The sequence below is a fragment of the Mucilaginibacter sp. Mucisp73 genome (genome assembly GCF_059491465.1).
Genome location: NZ_CP168507.1, coordinates 4456074 through 4472327 on the forward strand (window position 1 = coordinate 4456074; position 16254 = coordinate 4472327).

The 16254-nt window shown below is 44.8% G+C and carries 12 protein-coding genes; 3 read left to right on the top strand and 9 right to left on the bottom strand.

What is annotated here, in order from left to right; translation table 11 throughout:
* Nucleotides 1-6: 6 nt before the first annotated feature.
* From ACEN82_RS18385 to ACEN82_RS18410, 6 genes are all read right to left on the bottom strand, one after another.
* Nucleotides 7-447: a type VI secretion system contractile sheath small subunit gene (locus tag ACEN82_RS18385; RefSeq protein WP_091172377.1), complete on the bottom strand. Its 441-nt coding sequence runs from the start codon at nt 445-447 to the stop codon at nt 7-9.
* Nucleotides 448-542: 95 nt separating this feature from the next.
* Nucleotides 543-3020, bottom strand: a complete 2478-nt coding sequence (locus ACEN82_RS18390; protein WP_413322608.1) for an ATP-dependent Clp protease ATP-binding subunit — start codon at nt 3018-3020, stop codon at nt 543-545.
* A gap of 3 nt (nt 3021-3023) precedes the next feature.
* Nucleotides 3024-5387 carry a type VI secretion system protein TssR domain-containing protein gene (gene tssR / locus ACEN82_RS18395; RefSeq protein ID WP_413322609.1) on the bottom strand — a complete coding sequence of 788 codons (2364 nt, stop codon included), beginning with the start codon at nt 5385-5387 and terminating at the stop codon, nt 3024-3026.
* Nucleotides 5388-5418: 31 nt separating this feature from the next.
* Nucleotides 5419-6381: a PKD domain-containing protein gene (locus ACEN82_RS18400; RefSeq protein WP_413322610.1), complete on the bottom strand. Its 963-nt coding sequence runs from the start codon at nt 6379-6381 to the stop codon at nt 5419-5421.
* Between the two features lie 37 nt (nt 6382-6418).
* The gene (locus ACEN82_RS18405; RefSeq protein WP_413322611.1) at nt 6419-6907 is read right to left on the bottom strand and encodes a type VI secretion system transmembrane protein TssO; all 489 of its coding nucleotides are present in this window, start codon (nt 6905-6907) and stop codon (nt 6419-6421) included.
* An 8-nt stretch (nt 6908-6915) separates the two neighbouring features.
* Nucleotides 6916-7434 (bottom strand): hypothetical protein, encoded by a 519-nt coding sequence (locus ACEN82_RS18410; protein WP_413322612.1) that lies wholly within the window; start codon nt 7432-7434, stop codon nt 6916-6918.
* 219 nt (nt 7435-7653) lie between these two features.
* Here ACEN82_RS18410 and ACEN82_RS18415 point away from each other — a divergent pair, with 219 nt between their 5' ends.
* Both ACEN82_RS18415 and ACEN82_RS18420 read left to right on the top strand, forming a co-directional pair.
* Nucleotides 7654-8088 carry a GPW/gp25 family protein gene (locus ACEN82_RS18415; protein ID WP_413322613.1) on the top strand — a complete coding sequence of 145 codons (435 nt, stop codon included), beginning with the start codon at nt 7654-7656 and terminating at the stop codon, nt 8086-8088.
* A gap of 4 nt (nt 8089-8092) precedes the next feature.
* Nucleotides 8093-9940: a type VI secretion system baseplate subunit TssF gene (locus tag ACEN82_RS18420; protein WP_495643993.1), complete on the top strand. Its 1848-nt coding sequence runs from the start codon at nt 8093-8095 to the stop codon at nt 9938-9940.
* 190 nt (nt 9941-10130) lie between these two features.
* On the opposite strand, the gene ACEN82_RS18425 is transcribed toward ACEN82_RS18420, so the two are convergent.
* The 3 genes from ACEN82_RS18425 to ACEN82_RS18435 form a co-directional block, all read right to left on the bottom strand.
* A complete protein-coding gene (locus ACEN82_RS18425) occupies nt 10131-11915 on the bottom strand; it encodes a DUF885 domain-containing protein (protein WP_413321636.1) in 1785 nt (594 codons plus the stop codon).
* Nucleotides 11916-12168: 253 nt separating this feature from the next.
* Entirely contained in the window at nt 12169-13650 is a 1482-nt protein-coding gene (locus ACEN82_RS18430; protein WP_413321637.1) for an OmpP1/FadL family transporter, read from the bottom strand.
* A 33-nt stretch (nt 13651-13683) separates the two neighbouring features.
* Nucleotides 13684-14616 (bottom strand): hypothetical protein, encoded by a 933-nt coding sequence (locus tag ACEN82_RS18435; RefSeq protein WP_413321638.1) that lies wholly within the window; start codon nt 14614-14616, stop codon nt 13684-13686.
* 100 nt (nt 14617-14716) lie between these two features.
* Here ACEN82_RS18435 and proS point away from each other — a divergent pair, with 100 nt between their 5' ends.
* Nucleotides 14717-16189: a proline--tRNA ligase gene (proS, locus tag ACEN82_RS18440; RefSeq protein ID WP_413321639.1), complete on the top strand. Its 1473-nt coding sequence runs from the start codon at nt 14717-14719 to the stop codon at nt 16187-16189.
* Nucleotides 16190-16254 lie beyond the last annotated feature (65 nt).

The window sequence follows — 16254 nt, forward strand, 5'->3', positions numbered from 1 at the left end:
AGCTAATTATTGGTCAAGCTCGGTTACTATATTTTTTAACGCCTCAATAAAGGCCTGTTTGGTTTCGGCATTATCGAGGGTTGACTTCAGCGTTTTGTTGGTTTTCAGCTGCTTCATGATATTGAGGTACATCTCGCGCTGAATATTAAGCTTATGCAGGTATTTGCTTTGTTGTACCAGGTTTTTTGGAGCAAAATCGCCAAGATTATTAAAGTACAGGGTTTCGGTAACATTTGATCCGTTTTCTCTTTCAAGCTCAACACTTACTTTTGGCTTGTAATGAGCAAAAACCTCTTCAACATTTTTAAGTCCTTCAACCTTCTCCGGTCTCAGCGGCTCATTATCAGTTAATTTTTGAATAAACAAAGTTTTATTGGGAGCTATCTCACCAAATGCTTCTGAGGAATCAACTTTTGTTTCGTTTCCCCCTATTTCGTAATTAAACATAGCTTTATTTAATAAATGATAAGTATGAAAGTGTTTATGTTATAATGCAATAACTATAAAATTGTTTTCAACAGTATGTATTTCAGTTAAATTACTTAACTAATGCTCCACAATAATTCAGTATCATTACTTTTTTTATCTATGGCGATAGTATTTCCTTTTTTCAGCTCGCCCGAAATAATATACCGTGATATTGGCCTGCGCAACTGGTTACGGATCACCGCCGATAGCTGCCGGGCGCCATATTTGGGTGTAAAACCGCTTAAGGCCAGCATATTTTGGGCTTCGGCACTTAACTGCATGGTGATGCCCATTTTATCGAGCGCCTGCGTAAGGCTTTTGAGCTGGATCTCAAAGATGCGTACTACATTTTCTTCATGTATAGGTGCAAAGGGTACTATCTCTGATAACCGCGCCAAAAACTCCGGCCTGAACTTATTGGCCATCACTTCCATCAATTGGTTTGATGTAGGCATATGCCCCCGGCTAATTTGCTCAGATACCCACTCGCTGCCAATGTTCGAGGTAAATAGCACCAGCGCGTTTGAAAAATCGCCTTGCTTGCCCAGCCTGTCGTGCATATGCCCTTCATCCAGGATCTGTAAAAAGATATCAAATACCGATGGGTGTGCCTTTTCAATTTCATCAAACAGTACAACCGAGTAAGGTTGCTGCCTTATTTTGTTTACGAGCAAGCCGCCCTCTTCATACCCCACATAGCCCGGCGGCGCGCCATACAGCAATGCGGCCGAATGCTCCTCCTTAAACTCCGACATATCAAAGCGGATCATCGCTTTTTCGTCATTAAATAAAAACTCGGCTATTGATTTGGCCAGCTCCGTTTTACCGGTGCCTGTTGGGCCAAGCAAAAAGAATGAGCCGATGGGCTGCCCTTTTTTGTTCAGTCCGCTCCGCGATTCGAGTATGGCATCAGATACGGCTTTCAACGCTTGGTCCTGCCCAACAACCCGTTTTTTCAGGAAGCCTTCCATGCCCAAAAGCCTTTCTTTCTCTTGTGCCTGGATCTTGCCTAAGGGGATGCCTGTTTTATAGGAGATAATAGCGGCAATATCATGTTTATTCACCACCTCGGTTTTATTTTGAGCCAATTCTTCAAGCCGGCTCAAATTGCGTTCAAAGTAAGCGATGTATTCATCGGGCGTTTCAAAAGTATCAACCTGGGTTTCATCCTCCAGCTGGCCTAACAACACCGCGCTTATTTTATTGCAATACAAGGTGTAAAGCCATTTGTAGGCTCCGATCAAATCGCCTGCATCATCCTGAGCTTTCAATTCGTCCAGTTCGGTGCGGAGTTCGGAAAGGGCTGTATCGGTGGTATCGTTCATTAAACGGATAGCAGCCATGGTACGGTCGAGCAGATCGAAAGCAGAGTCGGGCAGGCGACGGTCTTTCATATACCGCTGCGCCAGTCTAACGCACTCTTCGGCTGTATTATCATCTATCTTTAAGTTGTGGTGCTCCTCATATTGAGGCACCAGTTTTTTAAGCATTTTAATAGCTGTAGGCGTATCGGGCTCATTTACCTGCAGCACCTCAAACCGGCGGCTAAATGCCTGTTCGGGCTCAATCACTTTGCGGTATTCGTCGATGGTAGTGGCACCAATCACCGTTATTTCGCCGCGGGCAAGTTCCGGTTTCAGCAGGTTGCCAACACCGCCGCCTATCGGCCCTTTATTATCAAGCAGTGTATGGATCTCATCAATAAACAGAATAGCTTTTTCAAACTGCTTTATCTCGCGCAGGATGTTTTTTAACCGGTCTTCAATTTCTCCTTTGTAAGATGCCCCTGCGATCAATGAACCCAGATCAAGTTCAAAAAGCTGTACATTTTTAAGCGACGCCGGTACCTGTCCGTTTACAATGCTAAGCGCGAACCCGTCAACCAGGGCTGTTTTGCCAACGCCCGCGTCGCCGGTGATCATTACATTGGGCTTGGTGCGCCGGCTCAGGATCTCCATCACCATCCGTGTTTCGCGCTCCCGGCCTATGATAGGATCTACCTTACCCTGTTTGGCCAGGCTTGTGCGGTCTACACAGTATTTGAGTAATGCTGTTGTTTGTTTGGGTACATCGCTGCCGTTTGTGGCCTGCGCAGAGGGATTTACCGCATGGTTAACATCCTCATTACTCAAATAAATATCCAGCAACTCACGTTCTTTTACCGGGAAAGATTTTAGCTGGTTAGCATCAAAACCCACATTAGGCTTTATTAACGCAATCAATACACAAACGGGCGTAATCAAATCCTGGCCTAATTTTATGCGCACATTATCGGCTTCTTCAAATACCTGTTTTACCTGGCTGTTACCTAACATTTCGTCGGGCACGGTTAACGCGGCCGAATAATCTTCAATGCGCACTTCGGCCCAATCGCTTATGTAAGCCGTGTCCTTCCCGATGGTTTGAAGCAGGTTCTTCAACCCCACTTCCTGGTGCATCAAGCCTTTTAAAAGGTGCGCCGGACCGAATTCCTTATGGTGATATTCTTTGGCTAATGACTGCGCTACCCGCACCGCCGTTTTCACCGACTCGCTTAAATTAACTATATTCATATGCTATTGCAGGTTAGCCTGGGTTATATAATAATAGGTTTTGCCGTTTGACGTAAAGTGTTGGTTGGTAATAGCAGCCTGTTTAATAACATCACTGCTATGGATCAAATAGTGGATATATGCCTCAAACTGCGCCTGCGGCATATCATCGTTGTGTTTAAGATCATTCACCTTTTTATTATAGAAATCTTTTTTGCCGGGTAAGGGCAAACTGGTAACCCGCAGAAAATAATCGGCCAGGGTCATGTCTTTAATATCACCGCCAGATAAGTTAAGTCCTAAATGCTTGGCAGCGATATCAACGTAGTTATCAACCAATTTTGAGCGGTAATCGGACGCGTCCCGCTGCAGGTTTTCGCCTATCATGAGCGACAGCAGATCTGTCAGCTGCTTATAATCCTGCTCGTTCAATATCAGCAGGTATTGCAGCTGTCCCTTGCTTTCATTTACCAGGTTTCTTGGTGCTTCGGCGCTGAGGTAATATTTGAAAGCGTTATGCGGCATATTGTTTCCCAAATCGGTTGATGGCTGCCCCTGCTGCTGCATAACCAGCGGCTGTACATAACGGTTTTCGCGCCCGGTAAGCCTGAATGCGCTGTCGAGCGTATGGATCTGGTTACGGATATCATAATCTGTTTCGCGCATCAGGCGTTCAACTGCCAAACTCATGGCCTGGTTTGATTTTACTACTCTCTTGGGCGGAAATACCACAGCGCCCTGGATCAGGCTCTTTTTGGGATAATCGAGGTAGAAAGAAACCGAATCGGACAGTGATGTATTGAATTGCTGCACGTTGGTAAGGCCTTCTCCATTCACCATGCGCTGTTTTTTATAATCGGCCAGCTTTACCGCAGATTGTGATACAATTTGTCTTGCCTGGATCACAAAATCATTGTAGATAGGGTTGTAATCGCTAAATACCTGGATAGCTAACAAGCGGGCGTTGGCGGCCGCTATCTGACTGGCCACCGTATTAACCCCTACCGAATTACGATCTAAAGCACCGGTGGCACCAATCAGGATGACCAGGTTGGTTTCGTCCGGATGATTGCCAAACAGGCTTAACCCCGTGCGGATACCGTCAAAAACAGGTTGGGAACTTATCACCGGGGCACAGTTACCTGTTACTGTTGACTGCGATTCGAGGTATTTTACCAGGTTGCGATAATCGGCACTGAGCGGGGTTGACTGGATGCCCCCGGTTTGACAACCGGACGCGTTACGGTAAACTACAGCCCCATATCTAACCTGGTTACCCCTGGCATGCGCATCAAAAATATCTTCAAATGATTGAATAGTGCTGGTAATACCCGAAAAATAATTGCGCATAGGGCTACCGCCATCAACCACAAACACAATGTTAACGTGGTGAACATTGTTGCGGATCTTGAGATAATCCTTATATGCTAAATGCCCGCCTTTGATATTGAGCACACTGTTATGGCTTTTATCATAAACATCGGTTGCGAAGCCGAGGCTAAGATTACCCGAAGCAGATGAGCTTACAGGCATGCTCAATAACAAGGGGGCATTATCGGCCAGTAAGGGGTCAAAAGCAAAATAGCCCATACCTCCCTTGCTATTATTGGTTTTCAGGGAACTGTTGATATACCTTGCAATAGAATCATTGATCAATGGCTGGTTTTCCCTTGCCGACCCGATATACAGCCTATCGCCCCAGCTATGAACGGCGTCGGCGGCTATCCAGCCATAAACACTGCCCGCTGCATTATCGGCAATCAACTGCGGATCGGACCCTACCAATACTTTTTTCCCGTCGTCAGATTTTTTGTATACATAAACCACGTTGTGCAGTGCTACTTTGGTTTTTTTCTGGCTTTGATCGGGCCCGGCAAAAATGTATGCCGAATCAGTTTTGTCATAATAATAATCGGGCATAGTGAGCGGACCGGCACCACTTATAATGGTGATATATTTTTCGGGATAACCATTTGTGCTGGTAAAAGCCGACTGCCAGGGCAACACCTTTGAAATGCTGATCCATCCGTAACTTTGCGAGCCTTTTTTATTGGTAAGCTTTTTACCTTGTACCATGCCGGCCTGGTACTTAATTAGTTTTATAAACCCGTTTTTTTGTTCACTTACATAAAAAGGCTCCATGAAACTTATTTTTTTCATTACCAGCGTTCCGCCCGGCGAGGTATATGTATAATTTTCGGCCCTGTCCGAAAATACGATCCATGGCAGAGAAGTACGGTCGTCGGTATTGTAAATGCTGGTACGCTCATCAGGTTTTTCAAAAGCTTTGGGTAGCGTTACCACCGTTTTGCCAAGTGATACCGGCGATTGTGCCCGGGACGCAATTACTATACAGGTTAAAAAAACGGAGCTTAATATATTTTTCATGTTGGTTGATGCAAATAGGTTTTAAAATGGATTATCTGGGCCTCTTTTCGGGAGCGGCAGTGGTTGCATGCTGCCTTACCGAAAGCATACTTGAGCAGTTTGATTTTGGCTTTAGGGTAACCTGTGCTTCGTCAACACTGATGCCACCTCCAAAAGTTAACCGCATACAGTAAGAGTAAAAATCAGTCCGTTTGCTCTCGCCATTATCTTCAAGGTTTACGGTAACTTTCTCATCTCCGCAGAAATACCTCCTAACCAGGTAATAATAATGACGGTTAAAATCACCGCCGTTGGCTATGGCCTGCAGGTGTGCCCTGATATCATCGATTACACGGCGCTCACTTTCACCAGGGTTTACGATCTGGTTGGCAAATGTTGAATCGGGATTGGTAATATGCATGCGGTGATAGACCGGGCGCCTGCTTTTATCCGTGCTCAGTTTGATAAAATAGGTACCGGGGTTATGAAAGGTGTAGAGTGCAGTTGGTCCTTTAACATCCACCCGGCCAGTTTCTCCAAACGACCATTCAAAAATCCGGGCATTACCCTGCGCCTCAAGCCTTACCTGTTCATTTACAATCCCCTGTGTGGGGCCGTTAATTGTAATCAGGGTATCGGCAGCTATGGTTGGGGTACTATCTTTTACGCTAACCGGGAATTGCTGCGTCAAATTGCCGTCAACGGTAAGCCGTATAATATAGTCGCCTGTTTTTTTAAAGCGGTAGCTCCCGTTTTGCTGAGTTGATTTATCGCCATTGCCAAACTCCCAAAGCCAGTTTTTTGCATTGGCCGTATTATCCGAGTAAACCAGGTGTTCGTTCAGGGCTATCTCATCCTTCAGGATGCGGGCGTTGATCACTCTCTTTTCAAACAATGAACTCCGCAGCAGGAAAATGATACCGGCAATAACAACTACACCAGTAAAAATGTATAGAAAGGTGTAGGTGTTCCGGTTAGTATCGACGGGCCTCCCGTCGTTGTAATCGTTTTTCATTTTGCTTAGGTTATATATGGTAGATGTATGATGATGCTTACCGGGCCATGCTCATGTTTTGCTGCAATTGCCGCTGTGCAATGTGGCAATCATCAACCGATCCTTTTATGTTCCTGATATCGTTATAATTGCCCGTTAGTTCGCGCTTATCATAAAAAAGTGCCTGCAACAGTTTTGAAGCATGGATAAAGCATTTATACCGCGCATCATATGGGCGGCGGTTGTAATATGACTTTATGGCACCTATTGAACCGCTGATATCATTCTCCAAAAAAACGGCCTGCACGTTGGGGTTAAACTTTACTATTTTATGATACGTGGTATCAACGGTTGGTAACGCTTCGGTAACAAGGCTTTCAAACTGCTCTTCTTCGTTTACTTTTTTAGCAAACTCGTTTTTTGATACTAACCCTTCGTTGCCATAATTATAAAATATAGCCACGCACAATATCACCGACGTCACTAAAAACATCCCCATGAAAAACAGGAATTTTTCTCTCCGTTCTTTTAAACTAAATTTTAACATATGGCTTATTAATGCGGATAGTGATGGTTTAACTGGTTAATAGCCGATTTATTTACCCGGCTGCATGACTCTAACTGTGAGCGAAGGCTTTCGATCTGGAAACGTGTGGTAAAAAGCGAATCTTTGATGCTGGCAATGGTTTCAATATCGTTGCTAAGCTTTTTATACAGTTCAAAACTTTTAAGCGGGTAAGGGTTACTTTGCAGCCGCTCACGGATATGCTGATTGCTCTCCTGGATATCATTGAGCAGTACCGTTTGGTTATTAAGCTCCTGCGAATTCATTTTTGCATACTGCGAGAGTTGCTGCATGCGCAGCAGGATCAATTCAAAGCTGCTATTGATATCGGTACGGAGCGCTATCAGCTGATCTGTTTTTTTAACGCGGTCATTTAATAATTCAAGCTCACGGCCCGAGGTTGCAAAAAAGAAGTAAACGATAATGATGGCAAAACCCAGTAATGTAATAAGATACATCATGAATTTGCGATAAGCCCGGTTTAGGTCGCTATTGTTTACAGGTTTCATCTAATATTATAGTATCGGTTCGGTTTATTTACAGCTAAAAAAGCTGCATTTATAATATTTAACTCATATCTATTAATTAACCAATAGTGTAATAATTATCAAAAAATCAATACTTTATCAACTATTTGTAACCAATAAAACATATCTACAACTATTTTTGAAAATAAATGTTTATAAAAAGTTAAAATTTAACATAAGCGAAATCCAATAATATCATTTATGCTAAACCCGCTTTATTCAAAACCGATCCGCTTTAGCCATATCAATAATGGCCAGGACCTTGATAAACAAGACCTTGGCGCGTCCATATCGCAATACATCGAACTCATTATTTTTACCCGTTTTGGTGAACAGCGCTACAACCCCGAATTTGGCTGCGAGATCTGGGATATGGATTTTGAACTCATTATGAGTGAGACTATTTGGGAAGAAAAGCTAAGGCAATCGTTGTTGCGTTCTATCAGCAAATTTGAAAACAGGATCTATGATATTGATATCGGCGTGAACATTACCGAGATCAATAAATTTTACCCCTTGCGCAACGTTAGCGAGATAAAAAAGAAAGTAGATATAACCATTAAAGGCAAACTGAACAAAACCGGCGAAACATATTTGTTCAAAACTGCTTTATTCCTAAGCCCGCTATCAGCATAAACCTATGAGCGCTATATTTTATAATTCAAAAGAAGAGATCAGGAACCGCATGCTGAAGAACGCTACCGAGTTTTGGGGCGTTCAAAACGTAAATGATGTTGATCCGCTAGTAAAGCTTTTGATTGAAGCCCTGAGCACCGAGTTGTTCAACTTAAACAACGATGTTAAAAACCTGGAGCATCGCATCCTGAACAAAATATCCAGGATCCTGGCTTCCGACTATTTAACGGCCCCGCTCCCCGCCCATGCCATATTAAAAGGTAAACCCATCGAGGCTTCAGAAATATTGAACATCGGCAATCATTTTTATTTCCGGAAACAATTGGCAGCAGAGGTTGGCAAAACCAGCCCGGAACAACTGGACATTTACTTTACACCGGCAGGTGCCAACGCTGTATTTAATGCAGAAATAAAATACAGCTTCAACGGGGGCAGGCTGCAGGAACATATTGAAAATGGGCAGAAGAATACATTGCTAAACGTCCGAACTGGTGCTTTTGGGGAACCTAACACCCTTTGGATAGGCATTGAAACAGCAGTAGCATTGAATACTTTTAAAAATGCAGGAATCTATTTCGACTGGCCTGTTTACATCAGCAATACAGACTTTTACAGCCTGCTACAGGTAACTAAATTTTACCTGGATGGTTCACAGCTTGATACTGAACCGGGCCTCATTTACGCTGATGAGCAAGCCGACGATCAGAAACCTGTTTTTTATGATCAGCATATCATTAACCTTATAACCCGCGACGTCAGGACCTATTACAACAATCATTTTATTTCGCTCACCGATGAGCGGCTAAGCAATATTACCACCTTCAAAGCAAACTATCCGGTTGAGTTGCTGTCGTTTTTTAATGAACAGGATTTGAAAGCACTTAAGCCCTGCCTGTGGTTCAAGATCGTATTCCCGGCAGCAATCCCGGCAAATGCCATTGATGAATTACAGTTACATTTAAACTGTTTCCCGGTAATGAGCAGGCGGCTTCACCAACAAAAATTCAGGATCAAGGAGATCAGCGATATCATCCCTATAAAACCAGGCGCTTATGATCATTTTTTATCGATCCATGAGCTGCATGACGACAATAACGTCCGGTATAACGAGATCCCGTATAGCCAGGCCGGTATTAATTATGAGGGCAGTTACTCCATCAGGAATGGCGGCGCCGAGCGTTTTGATGCACGTAACGCTAGGCAAACTATCGAATACCTGTTTGAGCTGCTTCGCGACGAAAAAGCGGCCTTTGCCGCATACGGAAGCGACTTTTTAACAACGGCCCTAAAAACACTGGAGCAAAATATTTCCGTTATCGAAAAAAAGTCAAAAAGTTCAAAAGATAATCATGAACTGGTAAATTACCTGGTACTAAAACCGGCAAACAAAGCGGCCATGTTATACCTCAGTTTTTGGACAACACTTGCCGATAATGCCAACAATATCCGCAAAGGGTCAAAGCTGCAACAGGCGGAAACCATTAAACTTAAGCCGGATAGTTTAAGGCTCCTTACCACGACCACCGGCGGCCGGAACAGCCTTGGGGCTTCCGAGCGGATCCAGGCCTATAAATACGGCCTCACCACTAAAGACCGCATAGTTACCCTTGCCGATCTAACAAGTTTCTGCAGATATGAGCTTGGAACAAAAATCAAAAACATCCGGGTAAGCAAAGGAGTAAGTATCTCAGCCAACCCCAAAGAAGGTTTTATTAAAACAACCGATATTTATATAACCCCGGCCGATCATGAACTTTCGGCACCGGAATGGGCCACGCTGCTTGAGCTGCTAAAATCAAAGCTGCAAAGCCGGAGCGTAATGGATGTTAATTATAGGGTGTTTACGGAATAAGGTATACATATCGATACCGTCATCGCCCTTGTGTTCTTTTGTTATTAAGCGACGGCCCTGCAAATCGGGCAGAATCACGGGCTGCATTATTTTGGCCCGCTTGCCCACCCTGCTCTATCGCAACATTGTAAATAACCAATAAAGCGGGATAATTTTAAAATATCCCGCTTTTTGCGTTTTATAGAAAATCTTACAACGCCTTCTCTTTCGGCACAAAATCATTCATCACCGCCTCGCGGATCAATGCCGGCGGCAGGATCCCTTGCGACAGGATGAAATCATGAAAATGCAAAGCGTTGAATTTGTTGCCTAATGCAGCCTCGGTATCCTTGCGCAGGGCAATCATTTTGGTAAAACCATAAAAATAGCTATTGGCCTGGCCGGGAGCGTTAATGGTATAACGCTCAACTTCCTGGCGGGCAAAGGCACGCGATTGCACTACATCGTTCATCAATACATCAAGCGCCTGCTGCTGGGTTATCTTACCAGCCTGCAATTCAGGATCAAGGAAGGCGCGCGCGGCCCTGAGCAAGCGATAATCTAACGATACCAACTGTCCTTCTAAAGGCATGTAAGGGCGGGTAATATATTCGGAATATAAGCCCCAGCCTTCCACATTAGTTGAGTTAAATGCGTACAGGGCGCGTGCCTGTGATACCCCTTCTTCTACCATTTTATCAAACTGTAATTCGTGGCCGGGTCTTGCTTCGTGGGCTATGATGGTCCACGAGGCGGCATCAAAAGTAAAGTCATCGTACTTGTCTGTAGCTTTTTCGCCGGGTGATGCGGGCATGTTTAATGGCAGCACAAAAACACCGCGCTGGCCGGTATTGTTCAGGAACGGCGGTGGCACCATATGCGGGGCGGGGCTCTGCGCGGTTTCGGCGGCTGTAGCTAAACGGATAATAGCCGGGCGGTTTGGCAGCGTTACCAGTTGATGATCGCGAATGATGCCTTCAATATCTTTTAAATGCTGCTCGTACAGCGGAATAATAGAATCTCCGTGGATCTGTTCTTTTTTAAGTTCACGAATTACAGCCCGATAGTCATCTGATGGCAGGCCACGTTTTTTGGCTATCTGCCCGGCAATAGGTTTCATCTCGTCCTGGATCTGGTTGAACAGGGCATGTGCCATTTCAGCTACTTTCGCAGGAGGAATATCTATACCATAAGCTTCGAGGTTCATAGCATACTCTTCGGGTGGGAGCCTGAAGTCTGTACGGGCTTTTACCAGTACATTTGCTTTTACCCATTTGTCATAATCTTCCAGTTGTTTTTTCAGGGTTGCATAGGGTTGTTCCCATCCGGTCACCTTGTATTTGGTACAAAGCTCGGCAATGCCGCTCACGATACTCGCATTGCGTGACAGATCGGTTTCCATGCGTTGTTTTGACGGATAGATCATGTTTTTGCCGCCCATCTGGTGCTGCAGGCGTTCCCTGTAAATGGTTGTCAATGGTTTATAACCTTTTTCCAGTCCTGCATATTTACGGATACGCATTACCGCTGCCTGGCGACGGGCTTCGGGGGTTTGATCGTCAAGCAGTGTTTCCAGTCCGCTGTAAATGGTTGAGGACGCATTTAAAAAAGGGACCTGGCGGCTCAGCTCAAAGTCCTGCTGGCGAAAACCCAGTTTGAGGTGGGTTATAATGATATTGATATCCTGTTGAATAAAAGTATTTTTTTCAGTCTTAAGGGCTTCGGTAAGTTTAGCGACAACGGCCTCTTCATCCTTGCGTTCGGCCATGATGTTTTGGAGGGTTGGTACAGCGATGTCGCTGTCATACTCGGCCAGGCCTTGCGATGATCCGTATTCGGGCGAGTATTTTTTATCCAGATCGATGATAATTTTGGTATACTCATTTGATTTGGCTACCCATGCTTTTGTTTCGGCTGATTGCTGCGCCCGGGCATTAATGCAGATACCAGTCAATAGCACTAACAAACCGGTGCTTTTAAGTAGATTTTTATTCATGGTCAATTTAAATTATGAATGGCAAGTTACTTAATTTGACCGTTGATATTTTTGATTACGTTGATTTTGACCACTGATTTATTTGATTACGCTGATTTCGCTGATAATAGCACATTTTGACTTTCTCGGCATTGTTGGCGACAACATCAACAAAGGCACAACAATGAGCGTTAAATGAAACAGCCTGGCTTTCCATAACAGAAAGCCAGGTTGAACAGATCAACGCAATCAGCGTAATCAAATAAATCAACGGTTAAAAGCGGTACCCTAAAGTAAGGAATGCATTGTTGTTAGTTTTTTTCAAATCGGCAAAAGGACTGGTTGCACCTACCTCATAAGGGAAAATGGTTTGCTTGCCGGTTACCCTGGCGTAAGTAGCGTCAACAAAATAAGCACCAAAATGAAAGCCTATGCCGCCGCTAACTGTTTTAATATCGCTGCCAAGGTCTTTCATCGGGTTACCTTGCTGGCTGTAACCGCCGCGCAGATAAACGAGGCTGTTCACGTTTACTTCGGCGCCCACATGAAGGTTCACTGTTGAACGGTAAAGTGATTTGATATCGCTGTTGTCGCCATCGGCCGTGTAGCTGTCATTAGTACTTAAATGGGTAGTGGTATAATCGATATATTCAACATCGCCGCTTATGAAACCATATTTGCCTATGAAAACAGACGCGCCACCTGCCAATTTTAACGGCGTACGCAGATTGTAGCTTAGCTGATATGGTTCGGATACGTTTTGATAACTCTTACCACCTGTGTATTGTGTGGCAAGCCCTTCGGCATATGAATCATCAATATTATAAAACGTAGGCGAGGTAAACACAAAGCCCAGTCGTAAGGCCTGTATAGGTTTATAAATAATACCCAATTTGGCGTTGAAGCCCGAGCCTTTGGTGCTTTGGTCTTGCGCAAAAGTGGATGAAAAGTCGGTAGGGTTGCCGCCATTGGTTATAATGGCGTTGCCATTTTCGGTAAACCTGGCGTGCGAATTATACCTGATATCGGTAATAGCCAGTCCCAAACCTAAGTAAAGCTTATTGCTGTAATTGGCACCGAACGAAAGGTTAAACTCCGACTGGCCGCCGGTACGGGTAATCCCCGCCAATTGCCTTACCGGAACATTCACCGTGCTTGAATACGAGTTCGGGTCTGATGCCGGGCCGAAATTATCGATCAGGACATGATCATATGCCCAACCGTCGAGCCCATTGGGGTTGACGCTGCCATATTGAGATACTTCGCGCTTGGCAATACCGGCATAGTAATCAGAAATAGAACTGGTTTGGTTTGTACCGCCGTAAGCAACGTTTTCATAAAAGTTATTGGTACGGCTGTAGCCCGCGCCATAATTGATACTTAGCCAGCCTTTGCTTTTGTCGCGCCCACGGGTAGTTAGCTGCTGATAAAATACGATGGCAGCGTTGCTCATATTCACATCATTACGGTTGGCGCTTCCTGCCTGCCCAAAAAAGCTGGAGCTTATTTTGGAGTTATCATACTCAGGGGTAATACTAACCTCCGAGTGTGTAAAAAAGCCTAAGCCGGCAGGATTGCCGCTAACTGAGCTTAAATCGCCGCCTACGGCTGTGCCGGCGTTGCCAATAGCTTTGATACGTGAGGTTGACCCGGTTTGAAAGGTTGAAAACCTGATGGCATCCTGTGAGTATTGTGCAAAACTATCTTTAGTAATTGCTACTATAGCAATTATGCTTAGTAAATACTTGATTTTCATAAAATTCAGGTAAATAAAATATAAGATTTAGGTTTATGGTCTTGATGGTCTGCCGCCACCGCCGCCACTGCTGCTGCCGGTGCTGCGTGAACTGCCGCCGCTTGAGCTTGGTGATGGCGTATAGGATGGTTGCTGCGATGTACGTTCAACCTGTGGTTGTCTGTAAACCGGCTGTGCATCACGGGTAGGCGCCGCGTCCGTACGGGCCGGGCGTGCATAGCGGGTGCCATTGCTATTATTATAACTGTTATTTCCGCTATTGCTGCTGCCGTTACTGTAAGTGTTCGTTCTGCTGCCCAATGGTCTGTTACGACCTCCGGGAATGTAGCCTATACCAGAAGTGGCACTGCTAACAGGGCGACGCCCGCTGCCTGCAAAAGGATTGCCATTACCACGATAAGGCCGTGCTGTACCTGACGAAGCATAGCCTCCACCATAGTAACCGCCATATCCGCCGTATCCATAACCGCCGCCGTAATAACCGCCGTATCCATAACCTCCATAACCCCAGCCACCATATCCGTAGCCTAATCCCCAACCACCATATCCCCAGCCAAGGCCGTATCCGTATCCTGGTCCCCAGCCGCCATAGCCTCCATAACCCAGGCCACCGTAATAGCCGCCTAAACCACCATAACCAAGGCCATAGTTGTAATAAGGATAGCTATTATATGCTGAATAAAAGTCATCGTAATAACCAAATGGGGAAAAATAACTGAAACGGTTTATACGTGCCGAATAATCATCGTAGTAAAAGTAATCATCGTCGTCATCACTATATCCATCCTCTGCAACCGGAGTTTGGTTGTAAGCCGGCTGTTGTGCGTAAACAGGTTCATCGCCCGCTCGTGCATCAGAAAAATAAACGTTGTCATTACTTTGGTTTGATGCAAGCTTGGTTGTAGAACAGGAACTCAGCGCCATGGCACCGATGATAAACATTCCTATCGCGATGTTCCGTTTCATATGCAGGTAAGTAAAAAGTTCAAGGTCAAATAAGTTTTAAATTTATAAATTTGGCAGCAATATACAACAATTACACAAGTCCAAATTCTATCCAATCAATATGAGCAAAGGTGTTATTAGTAAAGACGAAGATTATTCGCAATGGTTTAACGACTTAGTAATTAAATCTGACATGGCCGAGTATTCGCCGGTCAGAGGCTGTATGATCATTAAACCGTACGGTTATTCGATATGGGAAAAGATCCAGGCGGTACTTGACGAGATGTTTAAAGATACCGGTCACAGCAATGCTTACTTCCCGCTTTTAATACCCAAGTCATTCTTTAGTAAAGAAGCCAGCCATGTTGACGGTTTTGCCAAAGAATGTGCTGTTGTAACCCATTACCGTCTCAAAAATGATGGCGAAGGAAATATTATTGTTGACGAGGAAGCCAAGCTTGAAGAAGAGCTCATCATCCGTCCGACATCAGAGACTATTATCTGGAACACTTACAAGGGTTGGATCCAATCATACCGCGACCTGCCTATCCTGGTTAACCAATGGGCCAACGTAATGCGCTGGGAAATGCGTACCCGTTTGTTTTTACGCACCAGCGAATTTTTATGGCAAGAAGGCCACACCGCGCATGCAACAGCCGAAGAAGCAGTAGCCGAAACAGAGCAAATGCTGAATGTATACGCCGATTTTGCCGAAAACTGGATGGCTTTGCCGGTAGTAAAAGGCCGTAAAACTGCTAATGAGCGTTTTGCCGGTGCTTTGGATACTTATTGCATTGAGGCGCTGATGCAGGATGGTAAAGCTTTACAAGCCGGTACATCGCACTTTTTGGGCCAGAACTTCGCTAAAGCTTTTGATGTAAAGTTCACCAATAAAGAAAATAAGCTCGATTATGTTTGGGCTACTTCATGGGGTGTTTCAACGCGTTTGATTGGCGCACTGATCATGGCGCATAGTGATGATGCCGGTTTGGTATTGCCTCCCAAAATTGCACCTATCAAAGTTGTTGTGGTGCCTATCTATAAGCACCAGGAAGAGCTTGATAACATTTCGGCGTACGTAGCAGCCCTGAGCAAAGAACTTAAGGCCAAAGGCATATCGGTTAAATTTGATAACCGCGATACCCACCGCCCGGGTGCTAAATTTGCTGAATATGAATTGAAAGGTATACCGGTACGTGTAGCTATCGGTAGCCGTGATATGCAGAACGGAACAGTTGAGCTGGCCCGTCGTGATACCAAGACTAAAGAAACTGTTAACCAGGAAGGTCTTGCACAAACTATCGAAAACCTGCTTGAAGAGATCCAACAAAATATCTATAAAAAAGCGTTTGATTTCCGTGCCGAAAACACCACCGAGGTGGATACCTGGGACGAGTTTAAACGCATGCTCGACGAGCAACCCGGCTTTATCAGCGCGCACTGGGACGGCACATCCGAAACCGAACAAAAAATAAAAGAGGAAACCAAGGCGACAATTCGTTGCATACCTTTGAATAATAAACAGGAAGAAGGTAAATGTATTTTGACAGGTAAGCCATCGACGCAGCGGGTGTTATTTGCAAGAGCATATTAGTCGCCCCCCGGCCCCCTAAAGGGGGAAGTTGTCTGTGGCGAGCTAACTTTAATATCCGTCCCTAA

Bases quoted from the DNA above. Each gene is read 5' to 3' on its own strand.
- ACEN82_RS18385 (WP_091172377.1), bottom strand. From the start codon at position 447: ATGTTTAATTACGAAATAGGGGGAAACGAAACAAAAGTTGATTCCTCA.
- ACEN82_RS18390 (WP_413322608.1), bottom strand. From the start codon at position 3,020: ATGAATATAGTTAATTTAAGCGAGTCGGTGAAAACGGCGGTGCGGGTA.
- tssR (WP_413322609.1), bottom strand. From the start codon at position 5,387: ATGAAAAATATATTAAGCTCCGTTTTTTTAACCTGTATAGTAATTGCG.
- ACEN82_RS18400 (WP_413322610.1), bottom strand. From the start codon at position 6,381: ATGAAAAACGATTACAACGACGGGAGGCCCGTCGATACTAACCGGAAC.
- ACEN82_RS18405 (WP_413322611.1), bottom strand. From the start codon at position 6,907: ATGTTAAAATTTAGTTTAAAAGAACGGAGAGAAAAATTCCTGTTTTTC.
- ACEN82_RS18410 (WP_413322612.1), bottom strand. From the start codon at position 7,434: ATGAAACCTGTAAACAATAGCGACCTAAACCGGGCTTATCGCAAATTC.
- ACEN82_RS18415 (WP_413322613.1), top strand. From the start codon at position 7,654: ATGCTAAACCCGCTTTATTCAAAACCGATCCGCTTTAGCCATATCAAT.
- ACEN82_RS18420 (WP_495643993.1), top strand. From the start codon at position 8,093: ATGAGCGCTATATTTTATAATTCAAAAGAAGAGATCAGGAACCGCATG.
- ACEN82_RS18425 (WP_413321636.1), bottom strand. From the start codon at position 11,915: ATGAATAAAAATCTACTTAAAAGCACCGGTTTGTTAGTGCTATTGACT.
- ACEN82_RS18430 (WP_413321637.1), bottom strand. From the start codon at position 13,650: ATGAAAATCAAGTATTTACTAAGCATAATTGCTATAGTAGCAATTACT.
- ACEN82_RS18435 (WP_413321638.1), bottom strand. From the start codon at position 14,616: ATGAAACGGAACATCGCGATAGGAATGTTTATCATCGGTGCCATGGCG.
- proS (WP_413321639.1), top strand. From the start codon at position 14,717: ATGAGCAAAGGTGTTATTAGTAAAGACGAAGATTATTCGCAATGGTTT.